This window comes from Veillonella sp. 6_1_27 (genome assembly GCF_000163735.1).
Classification (GTDB): domain Bacteria; phylum Bacillota; class Negativicutes; order Veillonellales; family Veillonellaceae; genus Veillonella; species Veillonella parvula_A.
Window position 1 is genome coordinate 331,806 of record NZ_GG770217.1, and the last position, 25,861, is coordinate 357,666.

The 25,861-nt window shown below is 42.3% G+C and carries 19 protein-coding genes; 4 read left to right on the forward strand and 15 right to left on the reverse strand.

Annotated features, from left to right (window positions below; translation table 11 throughout):
- Positions 1–58 precede the first annotated feature (58 nt).
- From ileS to HMPREF0874_RS08550, 5 genes are all read right to left on the reverse strand, one after another.
- A complete protein-coding gene (gene ileS, locus HMPREF0874_RS08530; RefSeq protein WP_008603150.1) occupies positions 59–2,893 on the reverse strand; it encodes an isoleucine--tRNA ligase in 2,835 nt (944 codons plus the stop codon).
- 466 nt (positions 2,894–3,359) lie between these two features.
- Positions 3,360–3,752 (reverse strand): DUF805 domain-containing protein, encoded by a 393-nt coding sequence (locus tag HMPREF0874_RS08535; RefSeq protein WP_287533393.1) that lies wholly within the window; start codon positions 3,750–3,752, stop codon positions 3,360–3,362.
- A 118-nt stretch (positions 3,753–3,870) separates the two neighbouring features.
- Positions 3,871–4,506 (reverse strand): DUF805 domain-containing protein, encoded by a 636-nt coding sequence (locus tag HMPREF0874_RS08540; protein ID WP_038125751.1) that lies wholly within the window; start codon positions 4,504–4,506, stop codon positions 3,871–3,873.
- A 218-nt stretch (positions 4,507–4,724) separates the two neighbouring features.
- Complete coding sequence (locus HMPREF0874_RS08545) at positions 4,725–5,294, reverse strand: DUF805 domain-containing protein (RefSeq protein WP_008603157.1); 570 nt, start codon at positions 5,292–5,294, stop codon at positions 4,725–4,727.
- A gap of 3 nt (positions 5,295–5,297) precedes the next feature.
- Positions 5,298–6,185: a DUF805 domain-containing protein gene (locus HMPREF0874_RS08550; RefSeq protein WP_008603159.1), complete on the reverse strand. Its 888-nt coding sequence runs from the start codon at positions 6,183–6,185 to the stop codon at positions 5,298–5,300.
- A 173-nt stretch (positions 6,186–6,358) separates the two neighbouring features.
- On the opposite strand from HMPREF0874_RS08550, the gene HMPREF0874_RS08555 reads away from it, so the two are divergent.
- Positions 6,359–6,655, forward strand: a complete 297-nt coding sequence (locus HMPREF0874_RS08555) for a hypothetical protein (protein ID WP_038125750.1) — start codon at positions 6,359–6,361, stop codon at positions 6,653–6,655.
- Between the two features lie 141 nt (positions 6,656–6,796).
- On the opposite strand, the gene trpA is transcribed toward HMPREF0874_RS08555, so the two are convergent.
- The 6 genes from trpA to HMPREF0874_RS08590 all read right to left on the reverse strand — a co-directional run bounded on the left by trpA (position 6,797) and on the right by HMPREF0874_RS08590 (position 14,018).
- A complete protein-coding gene (gene trpA / locus HMPREF0874_RS08560) occupies positions 6,797–7,588 on the reverse strand; it encodes a tryptophan synthase subunit alpha (RefSeq protein ID WP_008603162.1) in 792 nt (263 codons plus the stop codon).
- On the reverse strand, positions 7,581–8,774 hold the full coding sequence (gene trpB, locus HMPREF0874_RS08565; protein ID WP_008603164.1) for a tryptophan synthase subunit beta: 1,194 nt from the start codon (positions 8,772–8,774) through the stop codon (positions 7,581–7,583). Before trpB ends, trpA begins: the two co-directional genes overlap by 8 nt.
- Before the next feature lie 42 nt (positions 8,775–8,816).
- The gene (gene trpC / locus HMPREF0874_RS08570) at positions 8,817–10,388 is read right to left on the reverse strand and encodes an indole-3-glycerol phosphate synthase TrpC (protein ID WP_008603166.1); all 1,572 of its coding nucleotides are present in this window, start codon (positions 10,386–10,388) and stop codon (positions 8,817–8,819) included.
- Positions 10,389–10,391: 3 nt separating this feature from the next.
- The gene (gene trpD, locus HMPREF0874_RS08575; protein ID WP_008603168.1) at positions 10,392–11,402 is read right to left on the reverse strand and encodes an anthranilate phosphoribosyltransferase; all 1,011 of its coding nucleotides are present in this window, start codon (positions 11,400–11,402) and stop codon (positions 10,392–10,394) included.
- A gap of 580 nt (positions 11,403–11,982) precedes the next feature.
- The gene (locus HMPREF0874_RS08585; protein ID WP_008603169.1) at positions 11,983–12,549 is read right to left on the reverse strand and encodes an aminodeoxychorismate/anthranilate synthase component II; all 567 of its coding nucleotides are present in this window, start codon (positions 12,547–12,549) and stop codon (positions 11,983–11,985) included.
- Entirely contained in the window at positions 12,549–14,018 is a 1,470-nt protein-coding gene (locus HMPREF0874_RS08590) for an anthranilate synthase component I (protein WP_008603170.1), read from the reverse strand. Before HMPREF0874_RS08590 ends, HMPREF0874_RS08585 begins: the two co-directional genes overlap by 1 nt.
- 591 nt (positions 14,019–14,609) lie before the next feature.
- Here HMPREF0874_RS08590 and HMPREF0874_RS08595 point away from each other — a divergent pair.
- Together HMPREF0874_RS08595 and HMPREF0874_RS08600 are read left to right on the forward strand one after the other, a co-directional pair.
- The gene (locus HMPREF0874_RS08595; protein ID WP_008603172.1) at positions 14,610–16,838 is read left to right on the forward strand and encodes an SEL1-like repeat protein; all 2,229 of its coding nucleotides are present in this window, start codon (positions 14,610–14,612) and stop codon (positions 16,836–16,838) included.
- Between the two features lie 12 nt (positions 16,839–16,850).
- A complete protein-coding gene (locus HMPREF0874_RS08600) occupies positions 16,851–18,029 on the forward strand; it encodes an MFS transporter (protein ID WP_008603175.1) in 1,179 nt (392 codons plus the stop codon).
- 199 nt (positions 18,030–18,228) lie between these two features.
- On the opposite strand, the gene HMPREF0874_RS08605 is transcribed toward HMPREF0874_RS08600, so the two are convergent.
- Genes HMPREF0874_RS08605 through HMPREF0874_RS08615 form a run of 3 tightly spaced genes read right to left on the reverse strand, consistent with a single transcriptional unit; the run spans position 18,229 to position 23,114 of the window.
- Entirely contained in the window at positions 18,229–19,650 is a 1,422-nt protein-coding gene (locus HMPREF0874_RS08605) for an anion permease (protein WP_008603176.1), read from the reverse strand.
- Between the two features lie 2 nt (positions 19,651–19,652).
- Entirely contained in the window at positions 19,653–20,792 is a 1,140-nt protein-coding gene (locus HMPREF0874_RS08610) for a 2-methylaconitate cis-trans isomerase PrpF family protein (protein WP_008603178.1), read from the reverse strand.
- A gap of 24 nt (positions 20,793–20,816) precedes the next feature.
- The gene (locus HMPREF0874_RS08615; RefSeq protein ID WP_008603183.1) at positions 20,817–23,114 is read right to left on the reverse strand and encodes a hydratase; all 2,298 of its coding nucleotides are present in this window, start codon (positions 23,112–23,114) and stop codon (positions 20,817–20,819) included.
- Positions 23,115–23,312: 198 nt separating this feature from the next.
- On the opposite strand from HMPREF0874_RS08615, the gene HMPREF0874_RS08620 reads away from it, so the two are divergent.
- Complete coding sequence (locus tag HMPREF0874_RS08620) at positions 23,313–24,182, forward strand: LysR family transcriptional regulator (RefSeq protein ID WP_004697870.1); 870 nt, start codon at positions 23,313–23,315, stop codon at positions 24,180–24,182.
- 316 nt (positions 24,183–24,498) lie between these two features.
- Here HMPREF0874_RS08620 and dcuC read toward each other — a convergent pair whose 3' ends face one another.
- Complete coding sequence (gene dcuC / locus HMPREF0874_RS08625; RefSeq protein ID WP_004697950.1) at positions 24,499–25,752, reverse strand: C4-dicarboxylate transporter DcuC; 1,254 nt, start codon at positions 25,750–25,752, stop codon at positions 24,499–24,501.
- Positions 25,753–25,861 lie beyond the last annotated feature (109 nt).

Here is a 25,861-nt window from a genome sequence, read left to right on the forward strand (position 1 = left end):
ACCCCAAAAATTGGACACAATTTTTGGAAGTAAAGCTCAGGAGGATGGTCTTTTTTTATTATAGTGTTTTTACAACATCGGCACAGCGTGCACAAAGTGTAGGATGTTCGCTATTTTGGCCTACTGTATCGCGGTGGATCCAGCAGCGTTCACATTTTTCGAGATTAGATGCAACAACAACTGTCGCTACGCCTGTTTCTTCGTCTTTTACAGCCTCTGCCGGTGCAGCGCCGTTCACGATGTGAGCTTCGGATACGATAACGAGTTTAGCCAAGCCTTCTTCACCAAGAGCATTCAATGCATCAAATGCAGCGCCTTCAGCGTATACCGTAACGGATGCATCCAATGGGTGACCAATTGTTTTGTCTTGACGCGCAAGTTCCAAAGCTTTTTGTACGGATGTACGCAAGTCTAACAATTGGTTCCATTTGTCAGCCAATTCTTGATTGAAGTGTTCTGGATGACCTTGTGGCCAATCTTGAAGCATAACGGATTCGCGCATACCCTCTTCTTTAGGCATGTATTTCCAAACTTCTTCTGCTGTAAAGGAAAGCACTGGAGATACCATAGCTACCAATGTTTTCAAGATTTCATACATCGCTGTTTGAGCAGAACGACGAGCTACGTTGTTTTTGCTTTCAGCATACATAGTATCTTTCATTACATCAAGATAGATGGAGCTCAAGTCTACGGTGCAGAAGTTATGAATTGCATGGTATAACATGTGGAATTCATAATTTTCGTACGCATCAGTAACCTTTTGACGCACTTCTTCTAAGCGCAACAATGCCCATTTATCGAATTCGGACATAGCTGCGTAAGCCACTTTATCAGTATTTGGATTGAAGTCATCCAAGTTGCCGAGCAAGAAGCGGAATGTATTACGGATCTTACGATATACTTCAGATAATTGTTTTACGATGTCTTTGGACAAACGTACGTCTGCTTGGTAATCCGCAGAGGATACCCACAAACGCATAACATCAGCGCCGTATACGTCGATGATGTCGCTAGGTGCCACTGTATTACCTACAGATTTGGACATCTTGCGACCTTCGCCGTCCACAACGAAGCCGTGAGTCAATACGGAATTGTATGGTGCTTTACCAGTTGTTGCCACTGCAGTTAACAAGGAAGAGTTGAACCAGCCGCGATGTTGGTCGGAACCTTCAAGGTACATAGCGCATGGTACTTCAAGATCGTTAACTTCAAGTACACCAGCCCAAGAGGAACCAGAGTCAAACCATACGTCCATGATGTCAGTTTCTTTTTTGAACTCATCATGACCGCAATGAGGACATTTGAAACCCTCTGGTAACAATTCTTTTGCACTGTGAGCCCACCATGCATCGGAGCCTTCTAGGGCTACTTTTTCTTGTAATGCTTTGATAGTATCATCGTTGATGATGTGCTCGCCACAGCTTTCACAATAGTAAATAGGAATTGGTACGCCCCAAATACGTTGACGGGAAATTACCCAGTCACCGCGGTCGCGAACCATGTTGAAAATTCGGTCGTGGCCCCATTTAGGAATCCATTGCACTTGATTGTCGATTGCATCAAGTGCTTGTTGACGATATCCATCTACAGAGGAGAACCATTGTTCTGTAGCACGGTAGATTACAGGATTTTTACAACGCCAGCAGTGAGCGTATTGGTGACGCAAGCTAGATTTGTGAAGCAATGCATTATTGTGCGCCAAGATTTTGATTACAGGCACCTCTGCATCGTGGATTTCTACACCAGCCAATGGGAATTCGGTATCGCCATAACGGTTGTCGTCTACTTGTTTTGTGTAGTTACCAGTTTCATTAACAAGAGATACGATAGGAAGTTCAGTTTTGCCTTCCTTGTTATAACGCATAACGATGTTAAAGTCATCTTCACCGTGTGCAGGAGCTGTATGTACGCAACCAGTACCTGCTTCAAGCGTTACATGGTCGCCACATAAAACAGTAGATTTACGTTCTACGAATGGATGTTTAAATTCAGCCAATTCTAAGTCTGCCCCAGAGAAGCGATTTACGATTTCATAATCTTCGATGCCGATATCTTTCATAGCTGCATCAACGAGTTCAGTAGCCATCAAGTAGTATTCTTCGCCTACTTTTACCCAGCCATATTCAAGCTCAGGGTTAACGGAGATTGCTACGTTGGCAGGCATTGTCCAAGGAGTAGTTGTCCAGATAACGGAGTATGCTTGTTTTGGATCTACGCCAGCTGGCAATGTTACCTTTTTCTCGGATACGTAAGGGAATTTTACGTAAATGGAGAAGGATTTTTTCTCAGCGTATTCGATTTCTGCTTCTGCCAATGCAGTTTCGCAGTGTGTACACCAGTATACAGTTTTAAGGCCTTTATAGATGTGGCCGCGTTTTGCCATTTCGCCGAAGATACCAAGTTGTTTTACTTCGAACTCAGGGCGCAATGTCAAATACGGACGATCCCATTCGCCTAATACACCAAAACGAATGAAGTCTTGTTTTTGTGTTTCTACACACTCCAATGCATATTCCTTACATTTATTGCGCAAGTCCAATGGAGCCATTTCATGACGGTTAAGACCTGTGTTTTTGATAACCGCATGCTCGATTGGCAAACCATGCGTATCCCAACCTGGGATATAACGCGTATAGTGACCGGTCATAGTCTTGTATTTCATGATGATGTCCTTCAACGTTTTGTTGAGGGCATGACCAATGTGCAATTTACCGTTCGCATATGGAGGGCCATCATGCAAAATGAATGGCTTTGCGTCTTTACGCAATTCCAAACGTTTTTGATAAATCTTGTTATCTTCCCAGAATTTTAAGATTTCTGGTTCGCGCTTAGGCAAATTGCCGCGCATTGGGAATTCTGTTTCAGGCAAATGTAACGTCTTACCGTAATCCATGATGTGCTCCTTTTACATAAAAAAAATCGCCCGCCCCCCGAAGGGACGGACGTCATATCCGTGGTACCACCCTACTGACTCTCGTTACTTGTGAAAGCTAACGCCACCGCATTTCTGCGATTGTCACACCATGCTAGCACATGATTGTAACACATAAGACGCAACTCATCTCTCATATTGTGAAAGCCACTTAGACATATAACGGTGTTCACCGGCGGCGTTGCCGCTTGCTCCAAAGTGATCCGCACATCTCTAGATTTCCAAACCTTTCAGCCCATGAGTTTGGTCTCTACTAAATCCGTCTGAGACATGCCGTCTTTTTCAACGCAATATTCATATAATAGATAATTATAGGACTCACGAGGGAGAATTGTCAAATACTTTATTTCTAAGTTTAACAAAACTTTTTTCCCCATTAAGCAAAAGAAAAAGCCTACTTATGTAGGCTTTATTGTAGATACAATTATTAGATTGCACTCATGAGAATTAATTCAAGAATAATAATTGCAATGCACACGTACATGAATTTACGATCCATGTCATCAGTTGGAGTTTCTTTAAGACCAGTGCGAGCAGCTTCTTCAGCAGTGACAACTTCATAGCTCATTGGAGATCCGTATTGATTATCACCTTCATCACCCTTTTGAGCAAGTAGATAAATAACATAGATAATACCAAATGGAATCAGGCTAATCAAAAGCATCCAACCACTTTTACCAATGTCATGTAGACGACGAGCAGCAAGACCAATGGAAGGTAATAAAATTGCTAGATTATATACTACAGAAATAAGCCCTACAACACTTGCTAGCGCAGTATCCATTACAAGGGCACTTAATACATTGAAGATACCAGCAATAACAAATAAATTCTACTTGAAAATATTATATCATTACTGTTGACGATTTTGAAAATCAATGTCTATATGTTTTGAGAATAACCTATGCATTATATTTCATTATAGGATACATCATAGCCTACATCGCACTAGTCATAAGTAGTTTATCTACCAAGAACCAAAGCACAAAGATAGCGCAGAATAGTCCTGCAGTTAGTCCCATAGATGGCGTAGTATCAATAAGACCTAATTCACGGGCCATTTGTTTTGTTACAACCACTTGACCTGTAGGGGAACCAAAGCGATTTGATTGGCTTTCACCAGGTAGAGCCATAAGGATCAACAGAATAATGGTCCCTACCGCCGGGATGAATCCAATAAATACAAGTCCGCCTGATCGGCCTTGATCGTGTAAGCGTCGTACTGAAACGGCCACGCCAGGAATAACCATAATCACGGACAAAAGAACAAGAATGACCAAGCCAAAACCTACGCCTACTACACTAGACAGTGGGCTAATATAGCTCAAAAAAGCACAAGTAAATAGAATGGCCACAAACAACAATTGATAGACTAACAAGAAATGCCAATATTCACTACGACTTGCACGACCATCAAAATCAGCATATTTATAAACCAAACATTGTTTAAAGTTTTCAATCAAGCCTAGATTGTATTTATCTAACGAGATTTGTGGTCTACTAACATGCCCACATTCTGGGCAGTAACAATCTGTTTTCAACACTGCATGTCCACAATAGGGACAAGATTTCATAATAAACTCCTTCTAGCTACAAACAGGAATCAGCAAAGATTACGAGGTCCTGCTGTACTTAACACATATAACAACTTAGATATTTTTTATTTATTAATATCTATATTTTTGAATTCATCTTAAATTCATTTTACTACAAAGTGTTATATTGTCTATAAAGGAGATGTTAAACTTTTATAAAATAAAATAATGAGATTGTTAATAAATACAGGTATCTATTACATGTATCCATTCCCATTAATACCATACCATAATATCTCTCTAATGATATCAGCAATAATAATAGATTGGATAATAAAGATGGCAATCCCCATCGCCCAATCTTGATGACGGGATGGAGTTTCTTCTAGTCCTGTAGCCTTGCTAACCTCAGGAGTAATAGGTGTATAGCCGGTTCTTTCACCATATGAATTCTCTCTTTCATCGCCACGACGCAATTCGTAAACGAGGAATATAAAGAAGCCTATAACAGGAATAAATGAGATTAACTGCGTCCAACCACTCCGGCCAATATCATGCATACGCCGTGTTGTGATAGCTATATTGGGAACTATAAAGAAAAGGGATACCCCTACAGTAACATTATCGATAAGCGCTTCATAATTAGGAAAGCCCAAGTTACTACATAGTAAAGCCAAAATCCCAAGTAATCCTTGTATCAACGTAACGCCTGCCACGAATCGCCAATATTCACTACGACTAGCACGACCATTAAAATTAGCATAGTTTCTAATGCCTAATTTGAAGGCATCGGTATAATTCAAATCATATATATTTATGGTTGACATAACCTAATCCTCCTCCGCGGCTTCAATAGCAACAATGCCCCAGCCTTTGCCTTCATTATGCAAACGAACTAATACGGGCTCTAGATTATCTTCAAAGGTAATGGTAAAGCCCATATAGTTTACAACAATATCATCATCTTGGTCTTGGGAAACATAGTCAAGCTGTATCGCTTTCACCTTAGGAACCTCTTCCTTAGTCATGGCTTGTTCCCATAGTTCAAAGGTACCATATCGCTCCATAGCACGAGCACTCAAATAACGATATGCACCATGATAATCCTTTTTGTTGAGGACTTCATAATAATTACTTACCACAGTACGCCCCTCTGTTGTAGCCGTTTCACTTTGTAAAAGACGATTTGCTTGTTTCGTTAACGAACTAGGTTCCAAATTGCCATAAGCAGTCTCTTCTACCATAAAATTATGATTAATCATTGTACTACCTGCACTAGTGGCTAGGCATCCTAATACTAATATGGACACAATAAAGAGGCCCGAAACGGAACGTTTTTCCTCTAATTCATTAGATACAGGCGATGTGCGCTTACAGAATAGATACAATAATGCAAGCCAGCCTAAAATAGGAACCAATAGTAAAATCATCAACGTTGGATCATTATTAGAATCTCGTAACCGTCTTGCCATTAACATAATCTTCGGCAAGCATAACAGGATGGACAATACAAATAATACGCCGCCACCGATAGAGACAGCATAAAGAAATCCATACGGTATGTAGGTTGCAAGACCTGTAATACATATAATTAAGCCATATACAAAGGATATAGCACTTATGGTGAGCCAAAAATCGGCTGTATTGGTACGTCCCTTACTGTTCGCATAGTTTTCCACTAGCTCACGATAGAGGATTTCGTATACTCTCTGTTTCATAAAGCTCCTACTATAATCTTAGATAATATTAAATAATAAACATATATAGATATTCCTATTATACTATGATTTATCAACTTAGTTGATTCATTTTTTGTTCATGAAATCTACCTATACTACAGACATATTTCTTACAACTAAAATTCGTGCAATTAATTATGCAGGAGATAATTATGAAAGCTAAATTAATTAAAGCAGTAGCCTTGGCCAGTTTAGGTGTCTTCTTAACAGTTGGTATTAGTGCCAATGTATCCCAAGCCAAAGATTATCACTTCAAAATCGGTGAAAACCATCGCATGGTAAAAAATGATGATGGCACAGTAGATAGCAGCGATCATCCATGGTACAAAGTAAATGATAAAAAGAAAAAGCACAGAAAGTATAGAATATCTGAACGTGAAAAGCATGATAAAAATACAACAGCAAAACGCAGCGAACGACACCAACGTTCTGAATCCTCTAATGACTAAGCCTTGCGCATAATACATATTACTAGCCCTAAAAACACAAAACTAAATTAACCAACCAATGAAAAGGACGTTATACATTGTATAACGTCCTTTTGTGTTATCCCCTATATAATTTTTCCCAAGGCTATATGAGTTATTATGTTATGCGCCAGCCTTTAGAACAGCTTGTTTCATGGATTGTACGTAATCAAACAACGCTTGATCCGCATGTTCACCGTGTTCTGCCACGATTTTAACGATGGCAGAGCCTACGATAGCACCGTCGGATACGCGCGCCATAGCTTCCGCTTGTTCTGGCTTAGAGATACCAAAACCAACAGCTACCGGGATATCCGTATATTTGCGAATCATTTCAACAATGGATTTAATATCCGTCTTGATTTCACTGCGCATGCCTGTAACGCCAAGTGAGGATACACAGTATACAAAGCCTTCTGCGTCTTTCGCGATCATTTCGATGCGGTTTTCAGATGTTGGCGCAATTAAGGATACAACTTCAACACCATGCTTATGAGCCACACTAGCGAGCTCGCCTTTTTCTTCAAATGGCATGTCTGGTACGATAACACCAGAGATTCCCACCTCTTCACAGAGGGTAAAGAATTTTTCACGACCAAATACATAAATAGGATTCAAATAGGTCATGAATACGAGCGGTATAGTCACCGCATCATCACCTGTACGCAGACGACGCACCATATCGAAGATATCATTGATTTTTACGCCTGTAGATAATGCGCGTGTACTTGCTTCTTGGATAACTGGGCCTTCCGCTGTGGGATCGGAGAAAGGAATACCGATTTCCACCATGTCTGCACCGGCTTTCACCATAATGCGAATATAACGTTCTGTATTTTCAATACCGTGGTCACCAGCACTAATGAACGGGATGAATGCCTTGCCCTTTGTGAAAGCGTCTTTAATGTTACTCATGAAGATCCACCCCTCTATATTTCGCCATAGCCGCTACGTCTTTGTCACCGCGACCAGATAAACAAATAATAATGATGTCGTCCTTGCTCATAGTAGGAGCAATTTTACGTGCATGTGCCACCGCATGAGCACTTTCAATCGCAGGAATAATACCTTCCAAGCGAGATAAATATTCAAAGGCATCTACTGCTTCGTCATCTGTAACAGGCACATATTCAGCACGCCCGCTATCGTGCAAGTACGCATGTTCAGGACCGATGCCAGGGTAATCAAGACCTGCAGAAATAGAATATACTGGAGCAATTTGGCCATCTTCATCTTGGCAGAAGTAAGATTTCATACCGTGGAAAATACCAACAGACCCCTTCGCGATTGTTGCTGCATGTTCCTCTGTATCGATGCCGCGACCTGCTGCTTCACAACCGATGAGACGAACCCCTTCATCTGGAATGAAGTGATAGAACATGCCCATCGCATTGGAGCCACCGCCTACGCAAGCCATAACAGCTGTTGGCAATTTGCCTTCTGCTTCGAGGATTTGTTCACGCGCTTCACGACTGATAATAGATTGGAAATCACGAACGATCATAGGGAATGGATGAGCACCCATAACGGAGCCCAATACATAGTGCGTATCGGACATGCGGTTTGTCCATTCGCGCAACGCTTCGGAAACCGCATCTTTCAATGTACTAGTCCCTGTTGTTACTGGATGCACCTTAGCGCCTAGCAATTCCATACGATATACGTTAAGCGCCTGACGTTCACAGTCCTCTGCACCCATGTATACTTCGCATTCCATGCCCATCAATGCAGCGATAGTAGCCGTTGCCACGCCGTGTTGACCTGCGCCGGTTTCAGCAATAACGCGTGTTTTACCCATCCGTTTTGCCAATAACATTTGACCGATTACATTATTCAACTTGTGGGAACCCGTATGGTTCAAGTCTTCCCGTTTTAAATAGATTTTGGCACCCCCAAGATCCTTTGTCATACGTTCTGCATAGTATAAAAGGGATGGGCGACCTGTATATTTTTTATGTAAATCCTCAAGTTCGCGTACGAAATCAGGATCATCTTTGTACTTGTTGTACGCCTCTTCCAATTCGATGACTGCATTCATCAATGTTTCTGGCATAAATTGGCCACCAAAGGAGCCAAAATAGCCATGTCTTTGTTCACTCATATAACTTACCTTTCTATATACCATTCCTGCTAGCACGCCATACTATGGCATTGCTATTGTTCTCACAATGTTAGTGAAAGCTTTTATCTTCTCATCGTCCTTCACGCCTTCTGTTTCAATGCCGCTACTGATATCGATGCCGTACGGTCGAACCGTACGAATGGCACGCGCCACATTGGTGCTATCGATACCACCAGCCAGCATAAATGGTCGTTCAAACTCGTCTAAGCAAGACCAATCGAACACTTCCCCCGTACCTCCGCGCTCGTCTTTGTGGTACGCATCAAATAATAGCATATCCGCACTGCTATCGATCCACGCCTCTGCATCTGCAGCGCTACGGATTTGAACAGCCTTCCAAACCTCTACATTAGTACGTCCTTTTAAGGATTGGATGAAAGCTTCATCTTCATCGCCATGCAATTGCACCGCATCAAGATTTACTTCTGTGGCAATCGTAACGAGATTATCTAGCGTTTCATTGACAAAAATGCCTACCGTTTTAATAAATTCTTGATGTATAAGTGTCGGACTTATATTTTCTGTACTAGTCAGTGTCCCTTCATGCGCATCACCAGTTGCTGTTTCTTCTTGCAATGCGTTAATTATTGTTCCATCTTGTACTACATCATTACTGTATTGTTCTGCGTTTCTGTTATATCGATTTGCGTACTGTTTATGTAGTTCTTCAACTAAGGTTTTTGCTTGGTCAACAGTGACTTGACGTTTGCTTGGTGCAAATACAAGGCCCATATAATCAGGCTTTGCCTCTACTACAGCAGGGATAGTCTCCACCTTAGAGATACCGCACATCTTAATCTTAGGTGTATAGTATGTCGGTCCATAAAGATAGGCTAATTTTTCAACCTTATTAGGAGAACGCATGAAGGTTTCACCCATCAAGGCTACACCGATATTGTTATCGCGCAATACTTGAATATCCTCCGGCGTTTCAAGGCCACTTTCAGATACAAAGATTACATCGTCTTCAACGAGATTGCGCAAGCGCACACTATTTTGTACATCTACAGTGAAGTCCTTGAGGTTACGATTGTTAACTCCAATAATGCGGGCACCGCAATCGATGGCCATTTGCACTTCTGCTTCGTCATGGGCCTCTACCAAAGAGGATAAGCCAAGAGAATCAGCTAACTCACGGAACTTTGTCAGCGTAGGCACATCGAGGCATGCACAGATTAATAGGATTGCACTAGCGCCCCATACCTTTGCTTGGTAGATTTGGTATTCATCGATGATAAAGTCTTTACGAAGCACAGGAATTTTTACGGTGCTTGCAATTTCTTGCAAATATTTTTTATCACCCTTAAAGAAATCTGGCTCCGTCAAAACAGAGATAGCCGCAGCACCAGCCACTTCATATTCTTTGGCGATGTCTAAATATGGGAAGTGCTCAGCGATGATGCCTTTTGATGGAGATGCCTTTTTCACTTCACAAATGAAATTGAAATCTTGCTGACGAAGGGCCGCTTCAAAAGGAAATCCTGTATCAGATGGTAATGCTAAAGCCACTGCTTTCACAGACTCTGGAAATTCCACCTGTTTTTCTTGGGCTACCCGAATTTTGGTCGCCTCTATAATCTTATCTAAAATCAATGGTCATACCTCTTGGGTTGCTTTCACAAACTGTTCCATTGTCGCAAGCGCCTTGCCAGAGTCGATTATATGTTTCGCCTCTTCGATACCCTCTGCCAATGTAATGCCGTCTTTCGCAAGGTAAATCGCCATGCCAGCATTGAGAAGAACTGCTGTGCGTTTACCACCTTGCTCACCACCGAGAACGCGACGTGTAATCTCAGCATTTACCGTAGCATCGCCACCTTCAAGCTCAGTTTTATCAGCGTATTCGAAACCATATTCCTTAGGATCGAATTCGTAGTTTGTGAACGTCCCATTATTAATTTCACATACGTACGTTTTATTGGTAGCCGTAATCTCATCAAGGCCGTCGAAGCCATGTACCACGGCACCGCGTTTAACACCAAGATTAGCCAATACGCGAGCCAACGGTTCTACCAGAGATTTATCGTACACACCCATCAACTCCACAGTAGCACCTGCTGGATTTGCCAAAGGGCCAAGGATGTTAAACACCGTACGAACACCCAACGCCTTACGTACAGGGCCAGCATACTTCATGGCTTGGTGATATACAGGAGCAAACATAAAGCACATATTGGCTTTGTTAAGAACCGCTTCGTTTTGCTCGCCGTTAAGCTCTAATTTAGCGCCCAACGCTTCAATCAAATCTGCAGCGCCACATTTACTAGATACACTGCGGTTACCATGTTTCGCTACAGGAATACCTGCTGCAGAAATGATAAAACCAGATGTGGTAGAAATGTTGAATGTATTAGCTTCATCACCGCCAGTACCTACGATTTCTATAACAGTGCCTTCGTGAGAAACAGAACCGGCCTTTTCGCGCATAACCTCAGCAAACGCCGTAACCTCATCTACAGTAGGGCCCTTCGCTGCAAGAGCACACAAGAAACCAGCCATAGGAACCTCGGCTACATCGCCGCTCATAATCTTGTTCATTGTATCTTTAGCAAGGTCGTAGGATAAATCTTGACCATGCGTTACTGCATATAATGCGTCTTTAATCATTTTATAGCTCCTTACTTGTTGTTCATTTTCTTTGGTTCAACGTTAATAGGGCATATACCTACTTTAATGCTACATGTGATTCACGTGGACCTATGCCCTCCACTGGCCGGGTCTGACTACGGCCTGCGGCCTTCGCAGGGCCAAAGTCGGGCCTAGAACCCCGTGAACTCACATAAACACTAGAACACTTAATCTTTTATATGCCCTACTCACTGTCACACGCACAATAAAATGAACAACAATTTAATATCTCTTAAATGATCCTGCGCATTATATGGAGTAACGCACAGGTCATTTCTTTATAGGGTGGTGGGAATAGTGGTGCTTTGCACCACCTCTTTCTATATTAGAGGTTCTGATTCGCATATTTCTTTAGGAAAGTATGGCTATAGTTTACGATATGTATTGTAGAGGGGCTATTATAGGTACTGCCAAGATTGAGTTGGCAGGAAATAAGGTCTTAAGGAACGACTTGGCGGCCCCACGTAGTGGGGCATTGTCCACTTGGAGTTCCGAGAGATCTTATTTCTGCCCTATCGTTCAAGGACTTATAAATAGCCCATCGAATACACAACAGTGATTATTTTTCTAAGAAATTGCGAATCATTTGTTCCCCGTTCGGTGTCATGATGGATTCCGGATGGAATTGTACGCCGTAGATTGGGTAGTCTTTGTGTTCTACGCTCATTACTTCGCCGTCGTCTGTAACGGATGTAACGATGAGTTCGCTTGGGATTGTTTCGTCTACAATCGCCAAGGAGTGGTAGCGTGCCACTTCAAATTGTTCTGGTACGCCTTTAAGGATTTTGGATGGGTGTACTTGTTTGGCTACGCTTTGTTTACCGTGCATCACTTGTTTTGCGTAAGATACGGTGCCACCGAATACTTCACCGATGGCTTGGTGACCAAGGCATACGCCGAGAATTGGGAATTCACCTTTGCATTCGCGCAATAGGTCTTCGTATACGCCCGCATCAGCTGGTCTGCCAGGGCCTGGTGAAAGTATCACATAGTCTGGTTTCAAAGCACGAATTTCTTCAACTGTTAATTCATCGCTACGGATGACTTTAATATCTGGATCGATAGAGCCTACTAATTGATATAAATTAAAGGAAAAGCTATCGTAATTATCTATAAGGAGTACCATTATTCTACCTCCTGTGCATCTGTAATTGCGGAAATCATGGATTGGCCTTTGATCAAGGTTTCATTAAACTCGCTTTCAGGAACGCTATCTCGAACGATGCCTGCGCCAGCGCGAACATAGACCTTACCACCTTTATTCATAGCCATGCGGATGCCGATACATACGTCCATGTTACCGGAGAAGTCGATGTAACCTACGGCGCCGCCGTATACGCCGCGCGGGCTTTTTTCAAGTTCGTGTAGAATTTCGATAGCACGAATCTTAGGAGCCCCAGACAAGGTGCCTGCTGGCAGTGTAGCCCCGATAGCATCGAGTGCATCTTTGCCGTCTTGCATGTCGCCGCTTACAGTAGATGTAATATGGATGACATGGGAGAAACGTTGCAACATATGTAACGCCTCTACTTTCACAGTCCCAAATTTAGAGATTTTACCTAAATCGTTACGACCAAGGTCAACAAGCATATTATGTTCAGCCAATTCTTTTTCGTCATTAATAAGTTTTTCTTCAATAGCAAGGTCCTCTGCTTCGTTTTTACCGCGACGCATCGTACCTGCAATTGGGAATGTGTACATTTTACCGTCTGTCAGTTTCACCAAGGTTTCTGGAGATGCCCCTGTGAGCTCTACATCGCCACCAGATAGGTAGAACATGTATGGAGATGGGTTCAACGTACGCAATACGCGGTATGCGTTTAACAAACTGCCTTCAAACTCGGCTTCGCGGCGGTTAGATACAACACATTGGAAGATATCCCCTTCCTTGATGTAGTGCTGTGTCTTTTTAACAACTGCTTCAAACTCGTCCTTTGTAAACTCAGAGGTAAACTCTGTTTTAAGCACGCCTTTTGGCACATCCGCCTCTTTGCCGTTTACAACGAGATCAGCAAGAGTTTTCAATTCAAGCTCAGCCTTGTTGTAGTTGCGTTCTAAATCATTTGTGCTGATGTTAGCGATTAAGTAAATTTTATTTTTATAGTGATCAAAAGCGATTACCTTATCAAAGAGCATAAGGTCTACATCGTTTACCATCACAGAGTTATCATCTGGCGTTGGGAAATCCAATGTTGGCTCGATATAGCGGATGTATTCACAAGCAAAGTAGCCTACAAAGCCACCTGTGAAGGTTGGTAACTCTTCTAAACGAGGACTTTTATATTGGCTCAAAATATTACGAATTTCTGCGGCTGGATTAGAGCACTCAAAGGTACGTGTTGTACCGTCTTTAATAGTCATTTTATGGTTTTTGCAGAATAGCTCGATCTTAGGATCATAGCCCAAGAAGGAGTAACGACCCCAATGATTACTATTATCCGCACTTTCAAGCAAGTACGTATGACTGCTCACTTGTTTTAACGCTTTCAACACGCTAATCGGTGTGCGTACGTCGGATAAAATTTCCATATATACAGGCACGATATCGTAGCCCGGTGCGATAGCTTTCACACGGTCAAGACTAGGGAAAATCATGAGAACCTCCATCTGGCATTTGCCAATAAAAAAACTCGCCCATGACAATGTAACGTCAAGGACGAGTCTATAGTTCTATTTTTACAAGAGTATTAGAAAATACTTGTATTATGCTATAAATCGCGGTACCACCTTGTTTGAATGCAACGCATTCCCCTTTCGCAGGATACTAACATATCCCTCACGACTAACGCTCGTGTGACGTCGCACCATACTAGGAATGAAATTCATTCTTTTCCATGCGCCCTCGGTGGTCCATTTAATAAGCTGCGTACTACGGGTTCTCAGCTAATCCCGCTCTCTGTGAGTGCATTTCCTATTTTTATCTCCACCTCATCGGTTTCTTTAGGCGAGTATAAAATTATAATCTGATTATAATGTTTCTATAGAATGAAAGTCAAGGAAAATCTTAACTTTCACCTTATCCTTAGATTCATCAACCATATAATATCGCTACTTGTGATTAAATAATATATCCCTATTCACCTTAGCAAATTCAGAATATTTATATTGTTTTCCTCTAAACACTAATAGTATACTGAAATTACATATGTTGTCAGCTTCTACTGATTATTATGCGGAGGAGAGAGAATGAGTTTTTATTTTACTGATCAAATACAGCAGTCTTTCAATAAAATATTCCATCAATGTAATAAAGATATTGCTTGGGCGGGCAAGGCTGAGCTTGATGCCCTTGTGAAATTGGACGAGGAAGGTCAAAAGATTCCAGGTATCGGCGATGTGTACGCTATTTTGGCGCGCGTCTATTCTGGACCTCAGTTCACGTGGATTGAAGCAGGCTTCCCTGAGGATGACACAAAGGCGTATAGTTATTTACATACGGCTATTCGCAAAGGCAGTGCCATCGCTATTTTACAAGCTATGCGTACCTCTGGTGCCCTTACACCAACTATTGAAAAAGAGTTGCCTATGACGAAGGACCAAGCATTCCAGCGCGTCTATGAGGGCGCCCAAAAGGGTTGTTCCTACTGTGCCTACGCCATTGCCAATGTATACCAATGGGGGGATTACCACATCTTACCATCGGCTCGAAAGGTGGCTAACGAAGGTGAACCATCTACCTTTGTCCGTTTCTTAAAAAGCTTATTTGTACAAGCAGATCAACGTAGATCGACCAATAAAATAAATGCTATTGCTCAACAATGGTTGCGTAAATCTGCCGATGCAGGCCTTGTTATTGCATACCGAAACTTGCGCATTACCTATGTAGAGCAAGATAATAGGGCAATGGAAGAACAAGTCATTTTTGAAGGTGCCAAAGCAGGTTTGCCACTCATGATGTATTTAGCAGGCGATATTTGTAAGTCTCGCGGGGAGCATGAACGAGCTCTCGAATATTTTGAGCGTGGTGCGGCCATGAATAATGGCATGTGTTTGCGTGAAGCTGCCGAGTACTATGCAAAACCATGTGAGTCTAACAAAAGAATTCCTCAGAATATTCAAAAGGCCCTCAAATACTATGAGCGTGCTGCTATAAGCCCAGATTATTTAGACTTTAACGACCACGCTTATGCTACCATGCAAGCCATCATTCTTCGCACCTTGAATATCGATGGTCAGTCTCAAGACTGGTCTCGCATCGCTCACTTATTGCAACAACCAGCTATTTACACGCTCGATGCTATTTGGCCGTATCTCGCTTATGTATTTACTTTCAAAAAAGGTAATACCCCTGCTATAAGAACCGCCATAGAGTGCGTCAATCAGGCTAGCAAATGTTTCGATAGATACGGTAGTTATGACTATGCGGACCATCTATGGCAACTGGCCGCCGGCTATTGCTACGAAATTGGTGCCATTACAAAAGAACCTGATTTAGACCAAGCCGTTACGTTCTACGAGCATGCTCGTGAAAGCATCAAACGTCTCAACACAAGAAACGATAATTGGTTAGGTACTGGTGAGCCGTTGGCAATTCCTGACGAAGCCTCTGAGCGATTAGAGGCCTTTGAACTCGTTGATGGACATTATCAGTACAAAGAAGGGATAACGCAATCTTCTACAACATGTAACCCTATGCCACCTGCATGGCCGCAAAACTCTGTCGATGTATTAGAAATCTTCGAGAATTCTACTACTGGTTGGCGCACGAATAAATACGACTGGAATTTCATTCAACGGGAATGGGATACACAAAAATATCTCAGCTTTATCATCTATGATAATCGTCAATCCATAGAAAACATCATTTACGATGTGTACAGTATCGTTATGTTCCACAATGAAGACAAAAACTCTTGTACTATCTATCTATACGGCTACATTGAGGAGCCTAGCGAACTAGATGAAAACGTGGATCCTAGGGTATATGAAATAAGATACTTTAAAGAAATGTCCATTCCTGCAGGTCTCGCTTTAATTAAAGACTTCTATGATAATGCTACATTGCCTGTGATTGATGAAAGCTGGGAGAAACAGTACAAAAATACTACGCCTCCTAGAGAATATGTATTAACTTGTGACAACGATATCTTCTACCTCAATCAATATGAACTTTCCAATCAAATGATTAAGGATGCCTTAGAAGGCGTAGCCAATGGCAAGTACGATATCATTGCGGTTCGCCCATCTAACCTCGACGATCCGGGTATTAGCTACTTCATCGAGCGCGGAAAAGGTAAAAACTTACATATTTCTCTCTATATCACTATAGAAGACGACGTAGAAGATGACATCGTATATGGCTTTAAACGGGAATCTAGCAACTTAACCTCCATTAATTACTGGATCCAAGAATCTATAGCAAGCAATAAACTTCCGGACTTAAGCGATTGGGAAGAAGTTAAAAAGAAAGACTAAAGGAGGGATACTTTGGAAACGTGGAAACGAACGGTGTACATTTGCGCATTCTGCATATTCTTCATGTCCCTCGGGATTAGTCAGGTAAGCCCTATTCTCCCTCTATACTTCCATGAAATGGGCTTAAGCGATACAGGATCGATAGCACAATGGTCCGGTGCCTCCATGGGCATCACCTTCCTCATTGTCTGCTTAGCAGCTCCCTTCTGGGGCCGATTAGCAGACCGTAAGGGACGTAAGATTACCCTCATACGCTCTAGTCTTGGTATGGCTATATGTAGTATATTATTGGGCTTTCAGACTACACCAGAAGGTGTGTTCCTCGTTCGTACATTGCAAGGGTTAGTAAGCGGTTTTTACCCCGCATCGGTAACACTTATCGCGTCAGAAACACCGCAAAACCATACAGGTTGGGCTCTAGGGATTATAGGATCCTTTAGCCTTGCAGGCTCACTAGCCGGTCCGCTTGTAGGAGGGTATCTCAGTGATGTAGTAGGTATTCGAAATGACTTCTTTATCATCGGGGCCCTTATGCTTATCTCCTTTGGCTTGACGGCAATGCTGGTACATGAAAACTATGTTCCAAAGCCACTTGTTGAGAAGCAAACCTTTAGAAATCTAAAAACTCACTTACCTGAGTTTTCTAGTTTAGTCGCTTTATCTGCAACCTCCTTCCTGTATGCCATTTCGGTTACCGCCATCTCCCCCATTATGACGGTTTACATTAAAGGAATGCTACCAAGCAATACGGAAAATATAGCCTTCATATCTGGTGCTGTGTTCTCTGCCATGGGTATCGCCCAATTCTTTAGTAGCTCTCCACTCGGGAAATTAGTAGACCGTATAGGCCCTAGAAAGGTGCTCATCTACTCGATGATCTATGTAGGTCTACTCAATATACCGCAAGCCTATGTGGACTCTGTGTATGTACTTGGGTTTATCCGTTTCTTGCAAGGTTTTGGGCTAGGTGGTATGTTACCTGCGCTCAATACCTATTTAGCATCAAAAACACCTAAGGAATATACGGGACAAGTATTCTCGTACAATCAGTCTTGTTTGTCTATGGGTTACTTTCTAGGCTCCTTTGGTGGTTCCATCGTAGCCGCTCAATTTGGCTTCACAACCCTTTTCTGGGCATGTAGCCTTACCTTTATCGGCGCTGCCCTATGGGTTGCGTTAAAACTAAAGTAACGCCGTAATACAACGAAAATAGTGCAAATGCATTAAAGAAACTATATAAACAAATAAAAAGAGCTGTTCTCAGAACTCAGATGTGTACTGATTCCGAAACAGCTCTTTTATTATATTTTTTGTAAAAGTTTAGAAAATTTCACTAGCTAGGGGATGATCATTCTATATGTATAGAATAACTATTGTCTCTAGTTAGGTATTATAGGATACCGAGGATTTCCCACCATGCGTAGCCCACTGTAAGGTTTACGATGAAGCACATGATAGCGAAGATACCGCCGATAATCCACCAGCTCTTAACTGTGTTGTAACCTGCACCGAATACGATTGGAGCCGCTGCACCGCCGTAGTGAGTCAACGCACCACCGTAGGAGTTTGTAGCAGCTAGTAACAAGGACAACGCCATTGGGTTTACACCCGCTACTTTACCTACAGTAAGGAATACTGGAAGCATGGCTACAACGTACGCACTACCAGAGGCGAACAAGTAACGAACAGCGATACTGATAGCGCCGATGATAATAAGAGCCAGCATTGGGTTGTCGCCGAAGTTGAAGTGTGTGCCCATAAAGTCAGCTAGCCATTCAAAGAATTTAACCTTGGACAACGCACTGGACATACCGATGATACCACCGAACCAGATCAATGTGTTCCAAGCACCTTTGGATTCAAGCATATCTTCCCATTTGATTACGCCTGTTACAAGAGCTGCTACCATGGCTACGATAGCTACTGCTGTTGCATCAAGGGAGAATTTAATGCCAAAGCCTTGCGTCAAGATGGAAGGCAACGCCCAACCAACTAAGGCAAGGATAAAGATAGCAATAAGAGATTTCTCGCGACCAGACATAGGTCCAAGTTCTTTCAAACCTTCATCAGCAATCGCATGAGAGTCGATGTGTTGAATAGATGGTTTGTCTAAGTAGTATACCAAAGCAGGTGTAATGAGAAGCATCACAAGACCTGGTACTACGAGTGCTAATGCCCAAAGGCCCCAGTTGATATCTACGCCGAGGATTTTGTTCATGTAGTCAGCAGCCAATAAGTTTGGTGCCATTGCTGTAGCGAACATCAAGCTTGTTACCTTAGTCACCATGTATGTGTTAACCATGAGGTAAGAACCAGCTTTTTTAGCGCTTTCACCAGGCTCAGAACCTAACGCTTTTGCTACAGAGTTCATGATTGGGAACACGATACCGCCACAACGTGCTGTGTTGGAAGGTGTTACTGGAGAAATAATAAGGTCTAATAAAGCAGTTACATAGCCAAGACGCAATGTAGTGTGACCTAAGGATTTAATCAATAGGTACGCAATACGACGGCCAAGGCCTGTTTTTACGAACGCCACACTGAGGGAGAACGCAGAGAATACTAACCATACTGTGGTAGATGCATAACCAGACAATACGTTTTTCGTAGCATTCAAGAAAATTGCAGAACCTGCAATAGATAATAACAAGATAATTGGTGCTGGCCAAGGTTTAACAACAAGACCAACGATAGCCATTAAATAGAAACCTAGCAGTCGCCAAGCTCCAACGCTCAAACCTTCTGGTGGTGTAATGAACCACATTGCCAGAGGAATGGCAAACATAATTGCAATTTTAAGTAGCTTATTCATTCTTACTCTCCTTTTACATAAGCTATGCCTTTCATGATCGGTCGCGCTGTTCTAGCGACGCCCGCCTTCTCCACATGCCAACCCTTATCTTTGGTTAGGCATATTTCGAAATCAAATTTCCCTGATGGATGCGCTAAAGTAACTTGATTCGTTTCTTTAGCACGTTCGCTCACTACTTCGTTCGCCACAGTCCCCGTAATAAGCGCTGCTGTAGCTGTACAAATACCACCTGTAACAGCATACGCTTTATGCATTACAGCGAGTGCCTTTGTACGAGCCACGATGTCTATACTATTCCCCTCGATAGTTCGACCATCGCTTGCCACGTAGGTTTGTGGTGCGGACACCATGCATACCTTTGGAACTGCAGGACTAGCAGCCTCTTTCGATGGAGCAAGTCCCATCATTACAGCTGCAGTAGTGCGAATATCTTCAAGTGTATTGAGTAATACACCGCCATCCGTTTCTGTGAAAGCCGGTAACTCCGTGCCTTCATAACCAAGGTCTGTAGCCTTTACAAATACAGCTGGATTAGCTGCATCTACGAGACTGACTTGGATTGTGCGCCCATCAGCCAATGTAATTGTATCTTGTACATTGCCTGTTGGTAGTAGCTTACCCGTCTTAGAACCGCTAGGCTCCAAGAAATATAATGTAATACGAGCACCTGTACCAGGCACGCCATCGATAGCAAAATCACCGTCAATAACAGGTTTACCATCTCGTACTGGCACATGTGCTTCAATAACCTTATTTGTATTTGTGTTAAAGATACGAACCACTGTTTCTGGTTCTATGGCTTTCACAAAGCCTTCCATAATAGCAAATACCCCTGCACCAGCAGAAATATTGCCACAATTACCTTCGTAATCTACCACCGCATCAGCGATACCGACATAACCAAAGGTGTAGTCGATATCCGCATCATCGCGGTCAGAAGAATTTACGATAGCCACCTTGCTCGTCAATGGATCAGCACCACCGATACCATTAATTTGACGCGCATCGGGAGAGCCATATAAATCTAAAATCATACGATCCCGAGCAGCTTGGTCAGTTGGAAGCGTATCTTTTAACAGATACGCCCCTTTACTAGTACCGCCGCGCATATAGGTAACAGGAATTTCTTTATACCCGTTCATAACTTACTCCTTTATGTTCACCACTTACGCTTTGCTATTTGCATAGTAGTTGATGAGACAACCTGCTGCGATAATATCTTTTTCTTCATCGCTGAGGTGCCCTAAATGTAATGTGATTTCTGCTTTCTTCGCACCTCCACTGATAACATATGCTGTGTAATCATCGGAGTCAGAGAATAATTGGTCACGCACATTTGGCACATATACATAGTCGCCTACGACCATAGTTTTAGAGTCTTCTTCGCTAGTTACGAACGGTAACATGCCCCAGTTAATTACATTGCTGCGATAACGTTTTGTAGCATATTCAATAGCGATATTAGCACCGCCACCCAATACACGTTGACAGGATGCTGCTTGCTCACGAGCAGAGCCATCACCCGGACGATTAGCATATACCATGCTGGAAACAGCTGTAGACTTAGCCATATCTTCTACAGATTCTGACAAGCCAAGAGCTTGCTTAACCTCTTCGTATGCAGCGACTAACTCTACTGTACTTTCACCTTCTTGACGAGATTTTTCCCAATCGCGAACGGTTTTAGCACGACCTACATATTCAGGAACCTTACGGCTCAAGGCAAATTCAGACAATGCATATGGATCTGAACGGAAGGAAGATGTTTCACCAGATGGAATCAACTCATCCGTAGTCGTTACAGGGTCATCGATATAGGCAACTACTTTGAGCAATACATTTGGGGTCAATTCTTTAATAGCTGGCCAAGGTTTAATGGATGGTCCATAAATGAGTTCAGTATTTTTTTTAGGCTCATTGAAGCCGCTATATACTTTGCTTTCATAAGGTTTATCATCATAGTGGTAAGCTGGTACTACATCATCATAATCGATATCAGTAGCCGCAGTTAATGCACCACCGTTAATAGCAGTAGCCGCTACGGAACGGGAGTCGAGAAGTGCAACGGAAGAAATTTGTCCGTTACCAGGTTTAGAACCTTCGCGATTCGGGAAGTTTCGTGTCGCATGACGACCACTGAGTCCAGTATTGTTAGGTGTATCACCTGCACCAAAGCATGGCCCGCAGAAAGCTGTACGCACGATGGCACCAGCACTCATAAGATCTACAAGAGCACCATTTTTCATAAGTTCTAAGTAAATTGGTTGGCTAGAAGGATAAACGCTAAATGCGAAACGACCGGAACCTACGCTCTTACCGCGTACGATGTTAGCCGCTTGCATAATGTTTTCATATAAACCACCAGAGCACCCTACGATGATACCTTGATCTAAATGCAATTTGCCGTCAAAATGTTTTTCAGGCAATTGTAAAGACAAGGATTTATTATCTAATTGCTCTACCGCTTGACGTTCGATTTCTGCTAATAAATCGCGACCACCTTCGTTGATTTCTTTAATTGTATATACATTGCTTGGATGGAATGGCATAGCAATCATACTTTCCACTTCCCTAAGATTAACTTTTACTAGGCCATCATAATAAGCTACATCACCAGGGTTAAGCTCTTTGTACGCATCACCGCGACCATGAAGTGTCAAGAATTCTTTCGTTGTACTATCTGTTCTCCAAATAGTTGTAAGGCATGTAGTCTCTGTAGTCATTACATCGATGCCGTTACGGAAGTCCATGGATAAATGTTCAATACCAGGGCCTACGAATTCCATTACTTTATTTTTCACAAAGCCGTTTGCGAATACAGCTTTTTCAATAGCGAGTGCCACGTCTTGTGGACCTACGCCGTGTTTAGGTTTTCCATCGAGGTAAATAGCGATAACTTCTGGACGTTGTACATCATACGTACGGCCAAGCAATTGTTTTACAAGCTCTGGACCGCCCTCACCAATCGCCATAGTACCAAGAGCACCGTAACGAGTATGACTGTCGGAACCGAGAATCATTTTGCCACAGCCTGCCATTGTTTCACGCATATATTGGTGAATAACTGCAAGATGAGGAGGTACATACACGCCGCCGAAGCGTTGAACTGCGGATAAGCCGAATACATGGTCGTCTTCGTTAATCGTGCCCCCTACTGCTGCCAAGCTATTATGACAGTTTGTCAAAATGTAAGGAATTGGAAATTTATCAAGACCACTGGCAATCGCCGTTTGAATGATGCCAACATAGGTAATATCGTGAGATGTTAAGGCATCGAATTTGATGCGTAAATCTTGATCACCTTCATGTTGTTGGTGGTCCATTAAAATACGGTACGCCATCGTTTCCTTATAGGCGCGCTCTTTATTAAAAACTTCTTGTTGATCAAGGGCTGTACTAGAATCTGCAGGAACGATATCCGTACCGTGATATAAAAATACACCATTTGAAATTAACTTAACCATGACTTACTCCTTTATTACTTTCAGGCATGTGTAAACCTTTACAAACACTATATTTTCACCATGTTTATTGGTGAAAGTTCCATTCCTCTTACTAGTACCTAGTCTTTAGTTATATCTAATCTGTATAGCCCTAGCGTCCCCTCGTCTGTACCAACTCTATGGGATAGAGTACAATAATACATATGTAAAGGAGAGTTTATGGATACGAAAGATTGTACAATTTTAAAAACCTTAGCAGAGGAAAATAATATTACTTATGCGGCGCGTCGTCTATTTATGACGCAACCTGCATTGAGTGAGCGCATAAAAAAATTAGAAAAGGAATTTAACTGTCCCATCATCAACCGACAAACTCGTGGTGTAGAGTTTACCTATCAAGGTCAACGCCTTGTACGATACGCCGAAGATTTGCTCAATTCCTATACTTCGGTACGCCAAGAGCTATTAGCTATGGGTAGTGAACCACGCGGTACATTAAACCTAGGATGCTCAAATGTATTCGCAAAGTATCATATCCCCCATATCTTATCCACCTTTAAAGAAACCTATCCACACATCGATATCATCATGTATACTGGACTCAGCTATAAGCTGTACCACGACTTCCTCGAAGGTCACCTACATGCTGCCATCATCCGCGGTGCCCACACTTGGGCAGAGTCGAAAGAACATATCTGGTCTGAACCATTTTGTTTCTTCAACAAAACACCATGTGCTGTAGAGGATTTACCTCGCTTGCCATATATTCACTATCAGACAGATCCGAATCTACAGCAGACCATTGATGATTGGTGGTATTCCCACTACTCACAACCTCCAATGCGCACCATTGAGGTGAACGACATCGATACATGTATGAAGCTCGTCAACCAAGGACTTGGTTTTACCATCCTCACCCAAAGCTGTGGTAATGATTACCCTAACCTATTTAAGGAAACCATGAAAGCTCTTGATGGTCATATCATGACTCGGGATACGTGGATGTACACCCGTCATAGTGCCCTTGAGTCCAAGCCAGTACAGGCTTTTTACTCATTTATGAAAACATGGGCTGACACAAAGGTATAGTAACTATTCCTTTAATACATATAATATATTATGAAAATGCAATAAAAACAAATTGCGTTTTTCTTTGGTATCCATAAATATTACTTATATCTCAACTTTCAATATATGCGTAAAAATCATATAATTAGCCGCTTACATATAATCAATTGATTAGTCTCTTATATACAATCATCTTGATTACCATGCTAGTTTAAATCATATGAATTGGTGCTTTGATACAAATATATTGATTGGCTATTAAAAGTTATAACAAAGAAAACCCGTCATGATCACAACAATCATGACGGGTTTTCTTTTACAATATAGTTTTATTGAACTAGAGTAACAATAGCATGATGACTACAGTCGCAATAATACATGGGACGGCATTGCGTTTCGCCATTTCCATAGGGTTGATACCTGCAAGTCCCGCAATGATGATACCTGCTCCTGCTACAGGACTCATACTTCGACCGATACCAGCACCGATTTGAGCCATGGATCCAAGTTGCATAATACCATAACCAAAGTCTGCTGCATGCGGTGTTACAGCACCGTTAAAGGCAAGAGCTGCCGCATTACCAGAACCAGAAATAACCGCCAATAAGAACGGACCAAAGGCTGCCCCGATTTGGGCGATTTGTTGAGAGTTCTTCATTCCATCAATAAGGGCACTTGTAAGTCCAATGAGTTGCATCCCTGCTGTAAAGCATGCTGCTGCAGCCATAAGGCCCACTACATCACACATACCATCTCCAGTACCACGGAAGAACTTCTTAACAGCTTCTGCCACATTAGGACGCACGGCAATGATACCAATAGCAGTACCGATGAGCATAGATACAGGAACGGAGATTTCTGGAATCACCGCTACCTGTTTACTACCTAATACAAGTAAAACAAGAGGAATAATTGGAATGATTGCATAGAAATAATTTACTTTGAACTCTTTGCCTTCCTCTACAGTATCGTTTTTCATTACATACCCTGTATGCTCCTTCTTAACGATAGCTACAATATTAAGCAAAATAGCGGCTACTACGATACCGATAATTGCTTGCATGGAGAAGCTGGCAATAACTGTCATTACGTCTACCCCCGCCAGTTGTGCCACTTGAGGGTTAAACATAAGGCCTGGACTCAAGGAGCTGCCCCATGTGCCTAAAAAAATAGCAGAACCAGCCATTGCTGGATGTACTCCAGAACGAATGAGGGCAGGAATTAAGAGTGCACCTACAGCCGCAGCACAACCTGCCGCTGTAGGTAGTGCAATGTTGATTAAGAATGTAATAATAACGGCACCTGGGATGATGATTTTAGTCATCTTTTTAAGCCCTGCAGAAATGAAATACACCATATGCTCCGTACATTTTGTATATTCCATAACATAGCTAAAACCTAACACCGTACAGATTGTAGGCACAAGGCCTGGATTTGTAAGTTCTTTCACAAAGGCCGTCGTACCAGCGCCAAGCTGCCCACCAATAAAGCACATTAATAAGCCTGATAATAATAAAACGAGCCGCGTTTCAAACTGTTTAATAATAGCGATAAACGTCGCTACTACGATAACAATACCTGTAATAACCATAACTCTCCTATCCGTGTACATAGGATGCAAGATAGCTATATCCCCTCTATAAACACTTTACACCCAATACACAACTAACAACACTAAATACAATAATCCTATCTATGTC

What these genes read in the sequence shown, in the direction of transcription:
- trpD (WP_008603168.1), bottom strand. Translation starts at nt 11,402, where the DNA reads ATGATTAAAGACGCATTATATGCAGTAACGCATGGTCAAGATTTATCC.
- HMPREF0874_RS08550 (WP_008603159.1), bottom strand. Translation starts at nt 6,185, where the DNA reads ATGAAACAGAGAGTATACGAAATCCTCTATCGTGAGCTAGTGGAAAAC.
- HMPREF0874_RS08615 (WP_008603183.1), bottom strand. Translation starts at nt 23,114, where the DNA reads ATGGTTAAGTTAATTTCAAATGGTGTATTTTTATATCACGGTACGGAT.
- HMPREF0874_RS08555 (WP_038125750.1), top strand. Translation starts at nt 6,359, where the DNA reads ATGAAAGCTAAATTAATTAAAGCAGTAGCCTTGGCCAGTTTAGGTGTC.
- dcuC (WP_004697950.1), bottom strand. Translation starts at nt 25,752, where the DNA reads ATGGTTATTACAGGTATTGTTATCGTAGTAGCGACGTTTATCGCTATT.
- HMPREF0874_RS08620 (WP_004697870.1), top strand. Translation starts at nt 23,313, where the DNA reads ATGGATACGAAAGATTGTACAATTTTAAAAACCTTAGCAGAGGAAAAT.
- HMPREF0874_RS08545 (WP_008603157.1), bottom strand. Translation starts at nt 5,294, where the DNA reads ATGTCAACCATAAATATATATGATTTGAATTATACCGATGCCTTCAAA.
- HMPREF0874_RS08595 (WP_008603172.1), top strand. Translation starts at nt 14,610, where the DNA reads ATGAGTTTTTATTTTACTGATCAAATACAGCAGTCTTTCAATAAAATA.
- HMPREF0874_RS08585 (WP_008603169.1), bottom strand. Translation starts at nt 12,549, where the DNA reads ATGGTACTCCTTATAGATAATTACGATAGCTTTTCCTTTAATTTATAT.
- trpA (WP_008603162.1), bottom strand. Translation starts at nt 7,588, where the DNA reads ATGAGTAACATTAAAGACGCTTTCACAAAGGGCAAGGCATTCATCCCG.
- HMPREF0874_RS08605 (WP_008603176.1), bottom strand. Translation starts at nt 19,650, where the DNA reads ATGAATAAGCTACTTAAAATTGCAATTATGTTTGCCATTCCTCTGGCA.
- ileS (WP_008603150.1), bottom strand. Translation starts at nt 2,893, where the DNA reads ATGGATTACGGTAAGACGTTACATTTGCCTGAAACAGAATTCCCAATG.
- HMPREF0874_RS08610 (WP_008603178.1), bottom strand. Translation starts at nt 20,792, where the DNA reads ATGAACGGGTATAAAGAAATTCCTGTTACCTATATGCGCGGCGGTACT.
- HMPREF0874_RS08590 (WP_008603170.1), bottom strand. Translation starts at nt 14,018, where the DNA reads ATGATTTTCCCTAGTCTTGACCGTGTGAAAGCTATCGCACCGGGCTAC.
- trpB (WP_008603164.1), bottom strand. Translation starts at nt 8,774, where the DNA reads ATGAGTGAACAAAGACATGGCTATTTTGGCTCCTTTGGTGGCCAATTT.
- HMPREF0874_RS08540 (WP_038125751.1), bottom strand. Translation starts at nt 4,506, where the DNA reads ATGAAATCTTGTCCCTATTGTGGACATGCAGTGTTGAAAACAGATTGT.